Source organism: Modestobacter sp. VKM Ac-2986 (assembly GCF_026967795.1).
Lineage (GTDB): Bacteria > Actinomycetota > Actinomycetes > Mycobacteriales > Geodermatophilaceae > Modestobacter.
This window is the reverse complement of sequence record NZ_JAPVBH010000005.1, coordinates 306,885-322,093: the sequence shown is the minus strand read 5'-3', so window position 1 is coordinate 322,093 and position 15,209 is coordinate 306,885. Positions and strand designations below refer to the sequence as shown.

Sequence of the window (15,209 nt, the reverse complement as noted above, 5' to 3'; positions counted from 1 at the left end):
GCCGGAACGGGGGCGGTCAGCCGGCGGACATCCGCTTGCGGGCGGCGTCGGCGAGGTCGTCGGCCTGGGAGGCGCGGAACAGCCAGAACGACGGGACGGCGACCGCGACGACCGCCATCGCCACGACGATCACGATGCCGCCGGACCACATCGCCGCGCTGACGCCGACGCTGCTGGCCATCACCCCGGCGCGCAGGTCGCCCAGCCGCGGGCCACCGGCGACGACCACGATGAACACGCCCTGCATCCGCCCGCGCATCTCGTCCGGGGCTGCGGTCTGCAGCATCGAGGAGCGCAACACCGCGCTGACCATGTCACCGGCACCGGCGACGGCCAGGCACAGCACCGCCACCCACAGCGTCGAGGCCAGCCCGAACCCGATGATCGCCACGCCCCACACCGCGATCGCGGCCAGCACCACCGCACCCTGCCGGTCGACCCGGCTGACCCAGCCCGACGTCAGGCCCATCAGCAGCGAGCCGATCGAGACCCCGGCGAACAGCCAGCCGAGGCTGTTGGCGTTGCCCGCGTACGTCGTCTGCGACAGCTCCGGGAACACCGCCTGCGGCCAGGCGAACAGCATCGCGATGACGTCGACGACGAAGGTCATCAGCAGCACCGGCTGGGTGCGCAGGAAGGAGAACCCCTCCCCCACCCCGCGGACGGCGGCGCCCGGCCGCAACGGCCCGGAGACCCCGGCCGGCGGCAGCGGCGGGAGGCCGCGCAGCAGCAGGACGGCGAGCAGGAAGCCGATCGCGTCGACGGTGTAGAGGATCGACAGGTCACCGAGGCCGATGAGCAGCCCCGCCAGCAACGGCCCGACGATCACCCCGGCCGAGCGCACGGTCATCGCCAGCGCGTTGGCCGCCGCGACGTCGTCCGGCCCGACGATCGCCGGGATCACCGCGCTGCGGGCGGGCTGGTTGACCGCGGCGAACGCCGACACGGCGGCAGCCAGCAGCCACAGCACGCTGAGGTGGCCGTCGCCGGGCAGCAGCGCCTGCACCGCGAGCAGTGCGCTGGTCACCGCCGCGCCCACCGACGTGATGATCATGAGCCGGCGGCGGTCCATCGCGTCGGCGATCGCCCCGCCGAGCAGGCCGAACACCACCAGCGGCACCAGCGCGACCACCGACGTCAGCCCGACCATCAGCGACGAGCCGGTCAGCTCGTAGACCTGGTACGGGACGGCGACCAGCGTCATCTGCTGGCCGAGCATGGTGACCGCGACCCCGCCGAACACCCGGCGGAAGGCGCGGTTGCGCAGCGGCGTGGTGTCCAGCGCCCAGCCGCGGCGGCGCGGCGGCTGTGGCTCCTCGACCGGCCCACCCGGCTCCACCGGGTCCACCGGCGTCACCAGCTCGTCCTCGCGGCCCCGCTGCAGGGGCCCGCCGCGAGCCTGCGAGTGGTGGGGGGCAGCGGGGTCCTTCCGCTTCACGGGGCCAGGCGCTGCACGAACCAGCCGCCGCCCTCTTCGTCGTCCCGGACGAACACCAGCCGGTCGTGCAGGCGGTCGTGCCCGCCCTGCCAGAACTCGACCTTGTCCGGTGCCAGCCGGTAGCCGCCCCAGTTCGCCGGCCGCGGCAGCTGCCCGGGCGGGGTCTGGGCGTCGAGCTCGTGGAACCGCTGCACCAGCTCGTCGCGGGACTCCACGACGGTCGACTGCAGCGAGGCCGCGGCGGCCAGCTGCGCGCCCCGGGGCCGGGGGTCCCACAGCGCGTCGGAGGCGGCGTCGCCCACCCGCTCGACGGTGCCGGTCACCCGCACCGACCGCTGCAGGTCGTGCCAGGGGAACACCAGCGCCGCACGCGGGTTCACCGCCAGCTGGGCGCCCTTGGCCGAGGCGTAGTTGCCCACGAACAGGAACCCGGTCTCGTCGTAGCCCTTCATCAGCACGATGCGCGCGTCGGGCACCCCGTCGGCGTCCGCGGTGGCCAGGACCATGGCGTTGGGCTCGGTCAGCTCCGCGGCCACGGAGTCGGCGAACCAGCGGTCGAACTGCTCGACCCAGGTGGGCGCCAGGCCCGCCTCGGTGAAGCTGCCGTCGTCGTAGTCCCTGCGCATGCGGATCAGGTCGGGCACCACTCCATGCTGTCACCGTTGCCTCGTGCACCGCCGGGTGACCGGCTGCCCGACTGCTCACAGCGGCCGCCGGACCCCTAGGTTGGGTCGGACGCCCGCCTGCGCACGTGGAGGACCCGATGAGCATCACCATCCCGACCGACCTGCTCCCGAAGGACGGCCGTTTCGGGTGCGGGCCGTCGAAGGTCCGTCCCGAGGCGCTGCAGGCACTGGCCACCGTCGGCGCCGGCGTCATGGGCACCTCGCACCGCCAGGCGCCGGTGAAGGCGCTGGTCGGCCGCATCCGCGAGGGCCTGACCCAGCTGTTCGACCTCCCCGACGGCTACGAGGTCGTGCTGGGCAACGGCGGGTCGACCGCCTTCTGGGACGTCGCCACCCTCGGGTTGATCCGGCAGCGCAGCGCGCACGGCAGCTTCGGTGAGTTCTCCGCCAAGTTCGGCTCCGCGGTGGCCGAGGCGCCCTTCCTCGACGACCCGGTGATCACCAAGGCCCCGGCCGGCTCGCTCGCCCTGCCCACTGCCGAGGCCGGCGTGGACGCCTACGCCTGGGCGCACAACGAGACCTCCACCGGCGTGATGGCCCCCGTCCTCCGCCCCGCCGGCATCGACGCCGACGCCCTGGTGCTCATCGACGCCACCTCCGGCGCCGGCGGCCTCCCGGTCGACGTCAGCCAGACCGACGTCTACTACTTCGCCCCGCAGAAGTCCTTCGCCTCCGACGGCGGGCTGTGGGTCGCGCTGATGTCGGCGACGGCGCTGGAGCGGAATGCCGAGATCAAGGCCTCGGGCCGCTGGACGCCGGGCTTCCTGGACCTCTCGATCGCCATCGACAACAGCTCCAAGGACCAGACGTACAACACCCCCGCGGTCGCCACGCTGTTCCTGCTGGCCGACCAGATCGACTGGATGCTGGGCCTCGGCGGGCTGTCGGGCGCGGTCGCCCGCAGCCAGGACTCCTCCAGCCGGCTCTACGAGTGGGCCGAGCGCACCAGCTACACGACCCCCTTCGTCGCCGAGCCCGACCAGCGCTCGCTCGTCGTGGGCACCATCGACTTCGACGACTCCGTCGACGCCGCGCTGATCGCCAAGACGCTGCGCGCGCACGGCGTGGTCGACGTGGAGCCCTACCGGAAGCTGGGCCGCAACCAGCTGCGGGTGGGCATGTTCCCGGCCGTCGACCCCGACGACGTCACCGCGCTCACCGCCTGCATCGACCACGTCGTCGGGCAGCTCTGAGCACCGCCGCAGCATGAGCTGGCTGGTCACCGGCGGGGCCGGCTACGTCGGGGCGCACGTCGTGCACGCCCTGGCCGCCACCGGTGCACAGGTCGTCGTCCTGGACGACCTGTCCACCGGCGACGCCGGACGGCTGGACGGGCTGCCCGCGGTGCCGGTGGTCGCCGGGTCCGTGCGCGACCGGGGCCTGGTGCGCCGGGTGCTGCGCGAGCACGCGGTGCAGGGCGTCGTGCACCTGGCCGGGCGGGCGGACGACGCGGAGTCGGGAGCCGACCCGCTGCCCACGTGGACCGAGAACGTGGAGGGCCTGGTCGCCCTGCTGGAGAGCTGCCGGGCCAAGGGCGTGGGCCGGTTCGTGCTGTCGGGCAGCACGGCCGTCTACGGCGACCCGGGCCCCGGCCCGCTGACCGAGGACGCCCCGCTCCGGCCGCTGTCGCCGTACGGCCGGACGGCGCTGGCCGGTGAGTGGCTGCTGCGCGACTGCGCCGCCGCGTACGGCCTGGCCGCGGTCACGTTGCGCTGCGCGGACGTCGGCGGCGCGGCCGACCCGCGGCTCGGGGACACCCGCCCGTCGGGCCTGCTGCCGCGGGTCTTCGCCGCCCTCGACGCCGGTACCGCCCCGGTCGTGGCCGAGGCGGTGCGCGACCTCGTGCACGCCGCCGACGTCGCCGACGCGCACGTGGCCGCCGTCCGGGCGCTGGAGGCGGGCGCGCCGGGCGGTGTCCTCAACGTGGGCACGGGCCGGGGCAGCAGCGTCTCCGACGTCCTGCGGGTGGTCGCGGAGGTCACCGGCGGGGACACCACGCCCGAGCCGGTCGACCGCCGTCCGGAGGAGCCGGCGCACGTCGTCCCCGACGTCGGGCGGGCCGGGCGCGAGCTCGGCTGGCGCGCCCGGCGCGACCTGCACGACGTGGTCACCAGCGCCTGGACCGCCTGGCGCCACTCCCAGCCTCTCTAGTGGACGAAGGACCACGTCAGGCCGGGGGCAGGACCCAGGTGTCCTTGCTGCCGCCGCCCTGGCTGGAGTTGACCAGCAGCGAGCCCTCCTCCAGCGCCACCCGGGTCAGCGGCGCGGGCAGGGCGCGGGTGGTCGTGCCGGCCACGGCGAAGACCCGCAGGTCGGCCCGCCGTGGCACGACCAGGCCGTCGACGACGGTGGGCACGGTGGAGAAGTCGACCGGCTCCTGGGCGACGAAGCGGTGCGGGGCGGCGAGCACCTCCGCCTGCAGCTCGGCCAGCTCGGTGGGCGAGCACTGCGGGCCGAACACGACGCCCTGCCCGCCGTAGCCGTCGACCGGCTTGACCACCAGCTCGTGGAGCCGGTCGCGGACCGCGGCCAGGTCGGCCTCCTCCGCCAGCAGCCAGGTGGGCACGGTGGCCAGCACCGGCTGCTCGCCCAGGTAGAACTCAATCATCTCCGGCACGAAGCGGTAGGTGGCCTTGTCGTCGGCCACCCCGTTGCCCGGCACGTTGGCCACGGCCAGCTGCCCGGCGCGCACCGCCTCACCGAGCAGGACGTCGACCGGTATGCCGGTGGGCGTCAGGTGCCCGGCCAGGTCGGCCTCGTCGAAGCGCCGGTAGAGGACGTCGACCGGCACCCGCTCGGCCCCCACCTGCACGGCGACCCCGCCGGAGGGCGTCGGCCACAGCAGGTCCGGCGTGGCGATCGGGGCGCCCATCGCCTCGGCCAGCAGCCGGTGCTCGAACCAGGCGGTGTTGTCGGGGCCGTCGGTGAGCAGCCCCAGCTGCGGGACGCCGTCGCAGGCCGGGGGCGCCGCGTCGGCCAGCGCGGCCCGCAGCAGGGCGACGGCCTCGGTCGGGTCGACCAGCCCGGCGGCCTCGGCCGCGGCGTAGAGGTCGGGCAGCGCCGCCCGGCCGCTGGCGCGGTTGCTGAGCGCGTAGCCGATCCCCGAGGGCACCCGCAGGTTGTCCTCCAGCACGACCCACCCGTCGGGGCCGCGGAGCAGGTCCAGGCCGGAGACGGTGATCCGCTGCTGACCGGGGGCCGCCCAGCCCACCGCGGACGGCCGGTGACCCGGGCTGGCGGTCACGACCCACTCCGGCACGACCCCGGCGCGCACCACCTCGGGCGCGCGGTCGTCGTCGGTGCGGCGGCGTCCGCCGGGCCGGTAGACGTCGGCGAGGAAGGCGTTGAGCGCGCGGTGCCGCTGCTCGACCCCGCGCGCCAGGTGCGCCCAGTCCGCGGCCGGGACCACCCGCGGCACCGGGCAGAGCGGGAAGGGCTGCTCCTCCAGCCGGCCGTCGACGTAGGTGCCGAAGACGACGCCGTGCACCCGCCGCTCCTGGGCCATGGCGCCCACGACGGCGGTGAGCCCGACCCCGCCCAGCTGGTCGAGCGCGGCGGCGACCTGCCCGAACTGCGGGCACACCGAGCCGTCGGCGGCCACGGCCTCGTCGCGGACCGAGCCGGGGTAGCGGGCGAAGACGCTGGTCATCGGGTCACAACCACCTGTCGAACCACTCGGCGACCCGCTCGGCCAGGTGCAGCTGGTTGCCCCGGCCGACGACGGTGTGCCCCTCGCCGCGCAGCAGCAGCAGCTCCGCCGGGGCGCCGAGCGCGGTGAGTTCCTGGTGGGCCTGCACCGACTCGAGCACCGGCACGTTGGTGTCGCGGTCGCCGTGGGCCAGCAGCACCGGGGCGGTGAGCCGGTCCAGCGCCGTCATCGGCGACAAGGTGGCCAGCAGCTCGCGATCGGCCACCGGGTCGCCGTACTCGGTGACCGAGGCCGCGGCCATCCACGGCTCGGTGCCGGCGAAGAAGGTGCGCAGGTCGCTCATCCCGGCCAGCGTCGCGCCGGCGCTGAACAGGTCCGGCCAGCGGGTCAGCGCCACCAGGGTCAGGTAGCCGCCGTAGGACCAGCCGTGCGCCCCCAGTCGTCCGGGCAGCGCGATGCCGGCGGCGACCAGGTGGTCGACGGTGGCCGGCACGTCGGCGAAGGACTCCTCCCGAGCACCGAGGTCGTCGGCGGCCGTGAACGCCCGGCCGTGCCCGCCCGAGCCGCGCACGTTGGGCGCGAAGACGGTCAGCCCCGCGGCGACCAGCGACTGGGCGACCGGCGAGTAGTCCGGTCGTTCCTGCCCCTCGGGGCCGCCGTGGAAGCTGACCACGGTGCGGTTGGGGCCGGTCACGCCCGGCGGGGTGTACAGCCATCCGTCCAGCCCGGTGCCGTCGGTCGCCGGGTAGCGCAGCCGGACCGGGGTCACGAGCAGGTGCGGGTCCGGCGCGCGCGGGGTCGAGGGCAACGGGGCCTGCGGCGCGGGCCCGTCGACCGGCACCGACCACAGCGACCGCGGGCGGCCCGGGCCGGTCAGCTCGGCCAGCAGCGTGCCCCCGTCGGCCGACAGCGACCAGCCCGGCATCACCGGCTGCGGCAGCGGGACGGCGTGCCGCAGCCCGCCGTCGAGGTCGCGGACCTCGAGCTCGGTGACGCCGTCGGCGTTCCACACGCAGAGCACGCTGCCGTCACCGCGCACGGCGTAGGCGTCGAGGTCGGCGTCCGGGCGGCTGATCAGCACCTCACCGGGGCCGGGGACCCGCTCCTCGCCCAGCGGCACCCGGACCAGGCCGGTGCGGTCGCTGCGCGGCACGTCGGGGAGCCCGGGCAGGGCCGCGCGCAGGTACACCGCGGCGCCGTCCGGGGCGAACCGGCCGTCCTCGGACGCCTGCCAGCCCGGCGCGCCGAGCGGGAGCAGTCGCCGCTGCACGCCGGTGGCGACGTCGACCAGCACGACGTGCCGGTGGCCGCGGGGGCCGCGGCGGGCCAGCACGGTGCGCTCGTCGGCGGCGACCGCGGTCACCGACAGGAACCCGCCGCTGGCCAGCGTGCGGCGCGCGCCGCTGACCACGTCGACCAGGACGACGTCGGCGTCCGGGCCGTCACCAGAGGCGATCGAGCAGACGTAGTGGCCGGGGGCGGCGGTCCAGCCGCCGGCGAACACGGTGGCCCGCGGGTCCTCCCCGGCGACCAGGTGCCGGTCGGTGCCGTCGGGGCGCACGGCCCACAGCTGGGCGCAGATCGAGCCGCCGGGGCTGACCAGGTAGGCCAGCCACGCGCCGTCCGGGGACCAGGCGACGGAGACGACCTCCTCTCCCGAGCCGGACAGCACCGCCGGCGGCGTCTGCTGGTCCAGGGTGGCCACCTCGAGCCGGGGCAGCCCGGAGCGGTCGCTGACGTAGGCCACCCGGTCGCCGGTGGGCGCCAGGCTCGGGCACCAGGCGCCCGGGGCGCCGGCGATCTCGGCGATGGCGAGCCGGACCTCGGTGGGGAGCCCGGTCCTCGGGGGGACGGCCGGGTGCAGGACGTCGGTCACGGCGACTCCTCGGGGCAGCAGTGGCGGTCGGGCGCAGCGGGTCAGGAGATCCCGTGCCGCTGCAGCCACAGTTCCAGCAGGCCGATCTGCCACAGCTGGTTGGACCCCAGTGTCGTGCGGTGGGCGTTGGGCCCGGCGAGCAGGCGGTCGACGAACTCCGGCCGGAACAGCCCGCGCTCCCGGGCCGCCGGGGCGGTGAGCGCGGCGCGCACCGTCTCCAGGTAGTCGCCCTGCAGCTCGATGATCGCCGGCACCGGGAAGTAGCCCTTGGGCCGGTCGATCACCGCAGCAGGGACCACCTTGCGGGCGGCGTCCTTGAGCAGGCCCTTGCCGCCGTGCATGAGCTTGAGCTCCGGCGGGACGGCGGCGACCAGCTCGGCGAACTCGTGGTCCAGGAAGGGCACGCGTGCCTCCAGGCCCCAGGCCATCGTCATGTTGTCCACCCGCTTCACCGGGTCGTCGACGAGCATGATCGTGGAGTCCAGCCGCAGCGCCCGGTCCAACGTGGTGTCCGCGCCGGGGCGGGCGAAGTGCTCGGCGACGAAGGCGCGGCTGACGTCCTCGGTGACCGCCCACTGCTCCCCCAGCAGCCGGACCAGCTCGGCGTGCGGGCGGTCGACGAATACCCGCGCGTAGGCGTCGACGGCCCGGTCGGCCGGGACGCCGTCCAGCGGCGGGTACCAGTCGTAGCCGGCCAGCACCTCGTCGGCGCCCTGACCGCTCTGCACGACCTTCACGTGCTGGCTCACCTGCTGGCTGAGCAGGTAGAAGGCGACGGCGTCGTGGCTGGTCTGCGGCTCGCTCATCGCCGCGATCGCGCCGTCGAGCCCGGCGTGGACGTCGGCGGTGGGCACCATCAGCCGGTGGTGGTCGGTCGAGAAGGTCTCGGCGACGACGTCGGAGTAGACGAACTCGTCACCGGAGCGCCCCCCGACCGCCTCGAAGCCGATGGAGAAGGTGGCCAGGCCGCGCTGCCCCTCCTCGGCGAGCAGGCCGACGATGAGGCTGGAGTCGATGCCCCCGGACAGCAGCACCCCGACCGGGACGTCGGAGACCATCCGGCGGCGGACGGCGACCCGCAGGGAGTCCAGCACCCGCTCCTGCCACTCGACCGGGTCCAGGCCGGCGAGGTCGCTGCGCCGGGAGTGCACCGGCCGCCAGTACTCCCAGTCGGACTCCCGGCCGTCGGGCTCAATGGTGCGCACCGTGGCCGGCGGCAGCTTCCGGACCCCGGCCAGGATCGTGCGGGGTGCGGGGACGACGGCGTGGAAGGACATGTAGTGGTGCAGCGCGACCGGGTCGATCGTGGTGTCCACTCCCCCGGCCCGCAGCAGCGCGGGCAGCGAGGAGGCGAACCGGAGCCGCCCCGGTCCGCGGGACAGGTACAGCGGCTTGATGCCGAACCGGTCGCGGCCCATCACCACCCGGCCGGAGTCCCGCTCGACCACGACGAAGGCGAACATCCCGAGGAAGTGCTCGACGCAGGCCGCGCCCCACCGGTGGTAGGCCTTCAGCACCACCTCGGAGTCCGAGGTGGAGAAGAACCGGTAGCCGGCGGCCATCAGCTCGGCGCGCAGCTCCGGGTAGTTGTAGACCATCCCGTTGAAGACCAGCGTGAGCCCGAGCTCGGCGTCGACCATCGGCTGGGCGCCGGCGTCGGTCAGGTCGACGATCTTCAGCCGGCGGTGCCCCAGCGCCACCGGGCCGGACTGCCAGCCGCCGGAGCCGTCGGGCCCGCGCCGCTGCAACTGGTCGCACATCGCCGCCACCGCGGCCATGTCGGCCACGCCGCCGTCGAACCGGACCTCACCCGAGATGCCGCACACGTGCGCCTCCGCTCTGTCCCGGTACGGCGCGCCGTTGCGCCCGCCTGACGTGCCACCGTGCTCACCGGGTGTTGCGTCCCGATGACGGTGGTGCTCCATTCTCGGGGCCGGGTGACCCGACTGCGACCGCGCCCTCACCACGAGCCGCCCCCTGCTGTCGAGCCGACGCGCCGCACCGGGCGTGTCGGCAGGTACCGCCTCCCGCTGCGCGGATAGCGTGACGCTGGTCCGTACCCCGGGCCCGCACCGAACCCCTGCTGGAGGTCGCCCCCATGCGCTCCTTGCGCCTCGTGGCGCTCTCCGACGACGGCGAGCACCTGGTGCTCGTCGCGGACGAGCCCGACCCGACCGGGGACGGCGAGCGCTTCGAGCTGGCGCTGGACGACCGCCTCCGCGAGCTGCTGCGTGCCGAGGCCGCCAAGCCCGCGCCCGCCCCGGCCGACGACCTGCCGCCGCGGGTGATCCAGGCCCGCATCCGCGCCGGGGAGACCCCCGAGCAGGTCGCGGAGTCCTCCGGCACCCGGGTCGAGCGGATCATGCGCTTCGCCCACCCCGTCCTGCAGGAACGCGAGCGGGTGGCCGAGCAGGCCCGCGGCGCCCGCGTCCGGCTGAGCGAGGGCACGCCCAGCGTGCCGCTGGAGCAGTTCATGGCCGAGCGGCTGCGGCTGCTGGGCGCCGACCTGGACGCCGTCAGCTGGGACGCCCACCGCAGCGAGGACGGCACCTGGCAGGTGCGCGCCGCCTGGCGGGCCGGCCACAAGTCCGGCACGACGCACTGGCGCTACGACATCCCGGCCCGCACGGTCACCCCGCTGGACGCGGCCACCATGGACTTCGCCGAGGGCACCCGGCTGGTGCGCGTCGTCCCCGACGTCCCGCACGGCCTCCCGCCCGCGCCGCTCCCCCGCCGGTCCATGGCGATGGTCCCCGCGGCCGAGCTGACCGACGCCGAGGAGCTCGACACCGAGGACCGGTTCGACGCCGACGACCACGTGCGCGACGTCGTCCCCGCCGACGGCACCCCGGCCGACGTCCCGCCCGGTGCCGACGACCTCGACGGCACCGAGCTGCCCGAGGACACCCGCAGCCCCTACGACGACGAGGTCGACCCGGACACCCAGGAGACCGTCGTGCTGGGCACCCTCATGGACGGCGAGACCGAGGACCCGCGGGCCCGGATCCCGGCTTGGGAGGACATCGTCTTCGGCGTCCGCCGCCGCCGCTGAACGACCTCCCCGCACGCCCGGCGCGGGTCCTCCACGGGCCATGAGCCGATCCGAGACGGTCTCGGCGTAAAACCGGTCGAAGCTGTCGGTGCGGCGACATAGCCTCTGCTCGCCATGACCCAGCCTGCCGAGAACCCCGCCGACGAGCAGGGGCGGCTCTCGGCCCTGCGGCGACTGCTGCCCTTCGCCCGGCCGTACCGCGGCCTGATCGCCCTCACCTTCACCGGGGCGCTGCTGGCCACGCTCGCCCAGCTGGCCGTCCCGCTGCTCACCCGGCGCATCGTCGACGGCCCGATCGCCGACGGTGACCGGGGCGCCCTGGTGCCGCTGCTGGGTCTGGCCCTGCTCTTCGGCACGGCCGAGGCGGCGCTGATGTTCCTGCGGCGCTGGGCCATGGGCAACAGCAGCCTGGCCATCGAGCGCGACCTGCGCGACACCCTCTACCAGCGGCTGCAGCGGCTGCCGGTGGGCTTCCACGAGGGCTGGTCGTCGGGGCAGCTGCTGTCCCGGGCCACCTCCGACGTGTCCACCATCCGCCGGTTCGTCGGCTTCGGCGCCGTCTTCCTCGTGGTCAACCTGGTCACCTGCGTGGTGGTCGGCGCCCTGCTGGTGGTCACCTACTGGCCGCTGGGGGTGGCCGTGCTGGTCACCAGCGTGCCGCTGATCGCCTTCGGGCTGGGCTTCGAGAAGCGGTACAACGCCCAGTCCCGCGCCGTGCAGGACGAGCAGGGCGAGCTGGCCACCGACGTCGAGGAGGCGGTGCAGGGCATCCGGGTGGTCCGGTCGCTGGGCCGCAGCGGGCTGGTGTTCGGCCGCTACGACCGCAAGGCGCTGCGGCTGCGCGAGCTGCAGTTGACCAAGGTCCGCACGCTCGCGGTGATCTGGTGCATGTTCGAGTTCCACCCGCAGATCACCCTGGCGATCGTCCTGGTCGGCGGCGCCCTCGCGGTCAACACCGGCGCGCTCACCGTCGGCGGGCTGGTCGGCTTCGTCGCGCTGTTCACCGTGCTGCTCTGGCCGATCCTGTCGCTGGGCTTCCTGCTGGCCCAGGCCCAGGAGACCGCCAGCGCCTGCGACCGGGTCGGCGAGCTGCTCGACGCTCCGCTGACCGTCACCGACGCCCCCGGCGTGCAGCCGGCCGAGGTCGCCCGGCCGGCCCGGCTGCGCTTCGAGGACGTCGGCTTCCGCTTCCCCGGCGCCGGTGACCCGGTGCTGGCCGGCATCGACCTCGACGTCGCCCCCGGCGAGACGGTCGCCCTGGTCGGCGCCACCGGGTCGGGCAAGACCACGCTCACCGCCCTGGTCCCCCGGCTGCTGGACGTGACCCGCGGCCGGGTCACCCTCGACGGCCACGACGTGCGCGACCTGCCGCTGTCCCAGGTGCGCAGCGTCGTCGCCACCGCCTTCGAGGAGGCGACGCTGTTCTCGATGAGCGTCCGGGAGAACGTCACCCTGGGACGTCCGGGGGCCAGCGAGGCCGACGTCGAGGAGGCGCTGCGGGTCGCCCAGGCCGACTTCGTGCACGACCTCCCCTGGGGCCTGGACACCCGGATCGGCGAGCAGGGGCTGTCGCTGTCCGGGGGGCAGCGGCAGCGCCTGGCGCTGGCCCGCGCGGTGCTGGGCCGGCCCTCGGTGCTGGTGCTCGACGACCCGCTGTCGGCGCTGGACGTGCACACCGAGGCGCTCGTCGAGCACGCGCTGCGCGAGGTGCTGGCCCAGACGACCGCCCTGGTGGTCGCGCACCGGGCCTCCACCGTGCTGCTGGCCGACCGGGTCGCCCTGCTCCAGCACGGGCGGATCACCGCGGTCGGCCGGCACAGCGACCTGCTCGCCGAGGTGCCCGCCTACCGCGAGCTGCTGTCCAGCTCCGCCGAGCTCGCCGGCGCCGGCGAGGGAGGTGCCCGGTGACCAGCCCCGGCTCCGGTGCCGCGGCCACCACCTCCGCCGGCGGCGCCCCCGCGGACGCGCACGCCGACTGGCGGGGCGTGTCCACCGAGGAGGACGACGCGCTGACCGCCTCGGCCAGCACCTTCCTGCGCGGCCGCTCGCGGCGGCTGCTCGGGGAGCTGGTGCGCCCGCACCGGCGGTCGCTGTGGTGGCTGCTGGCGGTCGTCGTCGTGCAGAACCTCGCCTGGCTGGCCGGGCCTTTCCTCATCGGCGTCGGGATCGACTCCGCCGTCCCGGCCCTGCTCGACGGCGACTCCGGGCCGCTGGTCTGGACGACGGTGGCGCTGGTCGCCGCCGCACTGCTCGACACCGGCTCCCGCTACCTGTTCCTCACCGGCTCGGGCCGGGTCGGGCAGGAGGTCCTGCTGGCCCTGCGCCGGCGGGTGTTCACCCACGTGCAGCAGCTGCCGCTGTCCTTCCACGAGCGCTACACCTCGGGCAAGACGATCAGCCGGCTGACCAGCGACGTCGAGGCGCTGGCCGAGCTGCTCGACGAGGGCCTCGACGGGCTGCTCACCGCCCTGTTCAGCATCACCACCATCGGGGTGGTGCTGCTGTTCCTGGACCTGCCGCTGGGGCTGGTCGCGCTGCTGGGCTTCCCGCTGCTGTACCTGGTGGGCCGCTGGTTCCAGCGGCAGACCACGGTCGCCTACCGGCGCACCCGGCAGACGATCGCGGCGCTGATCGTGCAGTTCACCGAGACCTTCGGCGGCATCCGCGCGGTCCAGGCCTTCCGCCGGGAGCCGCGCAACGACGAGCTGCACGCCCGGCTCAACGAGGAGAACCGGCAGGCCAACCACCGGGCGTTCTGGCTGATCGCGGTCTTCGTCCCGGCGGTCACGATGATCGGCAACGTCATCACCGTGGCGGTGCTCGGCTACGGCGCCGTGCGGGTGATGGACGGTGACATCCAGGTCGGTGTGCTCACCGCGTTCCTGCTCTACCTGCGCCGGTTCTTCGACCCGCTGCAGGACATCGCGATGTTCTACAACAGCTACCAGTCGGCGACCGCGGCGCTGGAGAAGCTGTCCGGGGTGCTCGAGGAGCGCTCCACGGTGCCCGAGCCGGCCGACCCGCACCCGCTGCCGGCGCCCATCGCCGGGGAGGTCGTCTTCGACGGCGTCCGGTTCGGGTACGGCGCCGCGACCGTGCTGCCGGGCCTGGACCTGACCATCCCGGCCGGGCAGACGGTCGCGCTGGTCGGGGCGACCGGGGCCGGCAAGTCGACGCTGGCGCGGCTGGCGGCCCGCTTCTACGACCCCGGCGACGGCGTGGTGCGGCTCGACGGGGTGTCCCTCACCCGCCTGGCCGACGCCGACCTGCGGCGCGCGGTGGTCATGGTGACCCAGGAGAGCTTCCTGTTCTCCGGGTCGATCGCGGACAACATCGGGTTCGGCCGGCCCGACGCCGACCGCACCGAGATCGAGGCGGCGGCCCGGGCGATCGGCGCCGACGGCTTCATCCGCGCGCTCCCCGAGGGCTACGACACCGACGTCCGCAAGCGCGGCGGCCGGCTGTCGGCTGGGCAGCGGCAGCTGGTCAGCTTCGCCCGCGCGTTCCTCGCCGACCCGGCGGTGCTGGTGCTCGACGAGGCCACCAGCTCCCTGGACGTGCCCAGCGAGCGACTGGTGCAGGAGGCGCTGCGCACCCTGCTGGCCGACCGGACGGCGCTGATCATCGCCCACCGGCTGTCCACCGTGGAGTTCGCCGACCGGGTGCTGGTGATGGAGGCCGGGCGGATCGTCGAGGACGGCTCCCCCGCCGAGCTGGTGGGCGGCACCGGCCGGTTCGCCGACCTGCACCGCGCCTGGGCCGACAGCCTGGTCTGACGAAGTTGAAGGACCCTCCTGCCCCCCACCCTTCGCCAGCTCAGGGCGGGCCCCTGCAGGAGGGCCAGGGGCCCACATGGACAAGCCGCTGACGGTCACAGCTGTGGAGTCGCTGGGAGTCGGGGTGGCGCGGAACAGGGTGTCCGAGATGATCGTTTCGGGTAGCAGTGGGTCGGCCGTCGTCCCTGGTGGACCGCGCGGCAGCCGGATCGTCCGGCCGCCGCCAGCAGACCGGCCCGGAACGGAGATCGACATGTCAGCGTCTGTGTCCATGCCCCTCGGCGGCGTGCAGGTCGGGTCCTACGACGACTACACCCAGGCCCAGCGGGCGGTGGACCACCTCTCCGACGAGAAGTTCCCCGTCGAGAACGTGACGATCATCGGCAGCGACCTGCGGATGGTCGAGCGGGTCACCGGCCGGCTCAGCTGGGGCCGCGCGCTCGCCGCCGGTGCCGCGAGCGGCGCCTGGTTCGGCTTCTTCGTCGGCCTGCTGCTCAGCATCTTCGCCGAGGACGGCAGCGCCTGGTTCGGCTCGATCCTCACCGGTCTGCTGATCGGCCTGGTCTTCGGTGCCGTGTTCGGCGCGGTCGGGTACGCGGCCTCCCAGGGCAAGCGCGACTTCACCAGCACCAGCAAGGTGGTCGCCAGCCGCTACGACGTGATGTGCAACCCGCAGTTCGCCGAGCAGGCGCGGGCGCACCTCGCCCGTCTCTCGCTCCGCGGCTGAACCGT

General features: G+C 74.7%; 11 protein-coding genes. 6 read left to right on the top strand and 5 right to left on the bottom strand.

The features are described 5' to 3' along the window. Positions 1–16: 16 nt before the first annotated feature. Together O2W14_RS14965 and pdxH are read right to left on the bottom strand one after the other, a co-directional pair. On the bottom strand, positions 17–1,357 hold the full coding sequence (locus tag O2W14_RS14965; RefSeq protein ID WP_269176899.1) for an MFS transporter: 1,341 nt from the start codon (positions 1,355–1,357) through the stop codon (positions 17–19). 77 nt (positions 1,358–1,434) lie between these two features. After that, the gene (pdxH, locus tag O2W14_RS14960) at positions 1,435–2,082 is read right to left on the bottom strand and encodes a pyridoxamine 5'-phosphate oxidase (protein WP_269176898.1); all 648 of its coding nucleotides are present in this window, start codon (positions 2,080–2,082) and stop codon (positions 1,435–1,437) included. Positions 2,083–2,201: 119 nt separating this feature from the next. On the opposite strand from pdxH, the gene serC reads away from it, so the two are divergent. Then, positions 2,202–3,317 (top strand): phosphoserine transaminase, encoded by a 1,116-nt coding sequence (serC, locus tag O2W14_RS14955; RefSeq protein WP_269176897.1) that lies wholly within the window; start codon positions 2,202–2,204, stop codon positions 3,315–3,317. Between the two features lie 13 nt (positions 3,318–3,330). After that, complete coding sequence (locus O2W14_RS14950) at positions 3,331–4,275, top strand: NAD-dependent epimerase/dehydratase family protein (protein WP_269176896.1); 945 nt, start codon at positions 3,331–3,333, stop codon at positions 4,273–4,275. A gap of 16 nt (positions 4,276–4,291) precedes the next feature. Here the strand turns inward: O2W14_RS14950 and O2W14_RS14945 are convergent, their stop codons facing one another. From O2W14_RS14945 to O2W14_RS14935, 3 genes are read right to left on the bottom strand one after another with little or no spacing between them, the layout of a single operon-like run. After that, positions 4,292–5,773, bottom strand: coding sequence for a circularly permuted type 2 ATP-grasp protein (locus O2W14_RS14945; protein ID WP_269176895.1), 1,482 nt, complete (start codon positions 5,771–5,773; stop codon positions 4,292–4,294). Positions 5,774–5,777: 4 nt separating this feature from the next. Then, positions 5,778–7,649 (bottom strand): prolyl oligopeptidase family serine peptidase, encoded by a 1,872-nt coding sequence (locus O2W14_RS14940; protein WP_269176894.1) that lies wholly within the window; start codon positions 7,647–7,649, stop codon positions 5,778–5,780. A gap of 41 nt (positions 7,650–7,690) precedes the next feature. Then, on the bottom strand, positions 7,691–9,475 hold the full coding sequence (locus O2W14_RS14935) for an N-acetylglutaminylglutamine amidotransferase (protein WP_269176893.1): 1,785 nt from the start codon (positions 9,473–9,475) through the stop codon (positions 7,691–7,693). Positions 9,476–9,747: 272 nt separating this feature from the next. On the opposite strand from O2W14_RS14935, the gene sepH reads away from it, so the two are divergent. The 4 genes from sepH to O2W14_RS14915 all read left to right on the top strand — a co-directional run bounded on the left by sepH (position 9,748) and on the right by O2W14_RS14915 (position 15,204). Then, the gene (gene sepH, locus O2W14_RS14930; protein WP_269176892.1) at positions 9,748–10,701 is read left to right on the top strand and encodes a septation protein SepH; all 954 of its coding nucleotides are present in this window, start codon (positions 9,748–9,750) and stop codon (positions 10,699–10,701) included. A 114-nt stretch (positions 10,702–10,815) separates the two neighbouring features. Further along, on the top strand, positions 10,816–12,609 hold the full coding sequence (locus O2W14_RS14925) for an ABC transporter ATP-binding protein (protein WP_269176891.1): 1,794 nt from the start codon (positions 10,816–10,818) through the stop codon (positions 12,607–12,609). Beyond that, a complete protein-coding gene (locus O2W14_RS14920; RefSeq protein WP_269176890.1) occupies positions 12,606–14,477 on the top strand; it encodes an ABC transporter ATP-binding protein in 1,872 nt (623 codons plus the stop codon). Before O2W14_RS14925 ends, O2W14_RS14920 begins: the two co-directional genes overlap by 4 nt. 253 nt (positions 14,478–14,730) lie before the next feature. After that, positions 14,731–15,204, top strand: a complete 474-nt coding sequence (locus tag O2W14_RS14915) for a general stress protein (protein WP_269176889.1) — start codon at positions 14,731–14,733, stop codon at positions 15,202–15,204. The last annotated feature ends 5 nt before the right edge of the window (positions 15,205–15,209 follow it).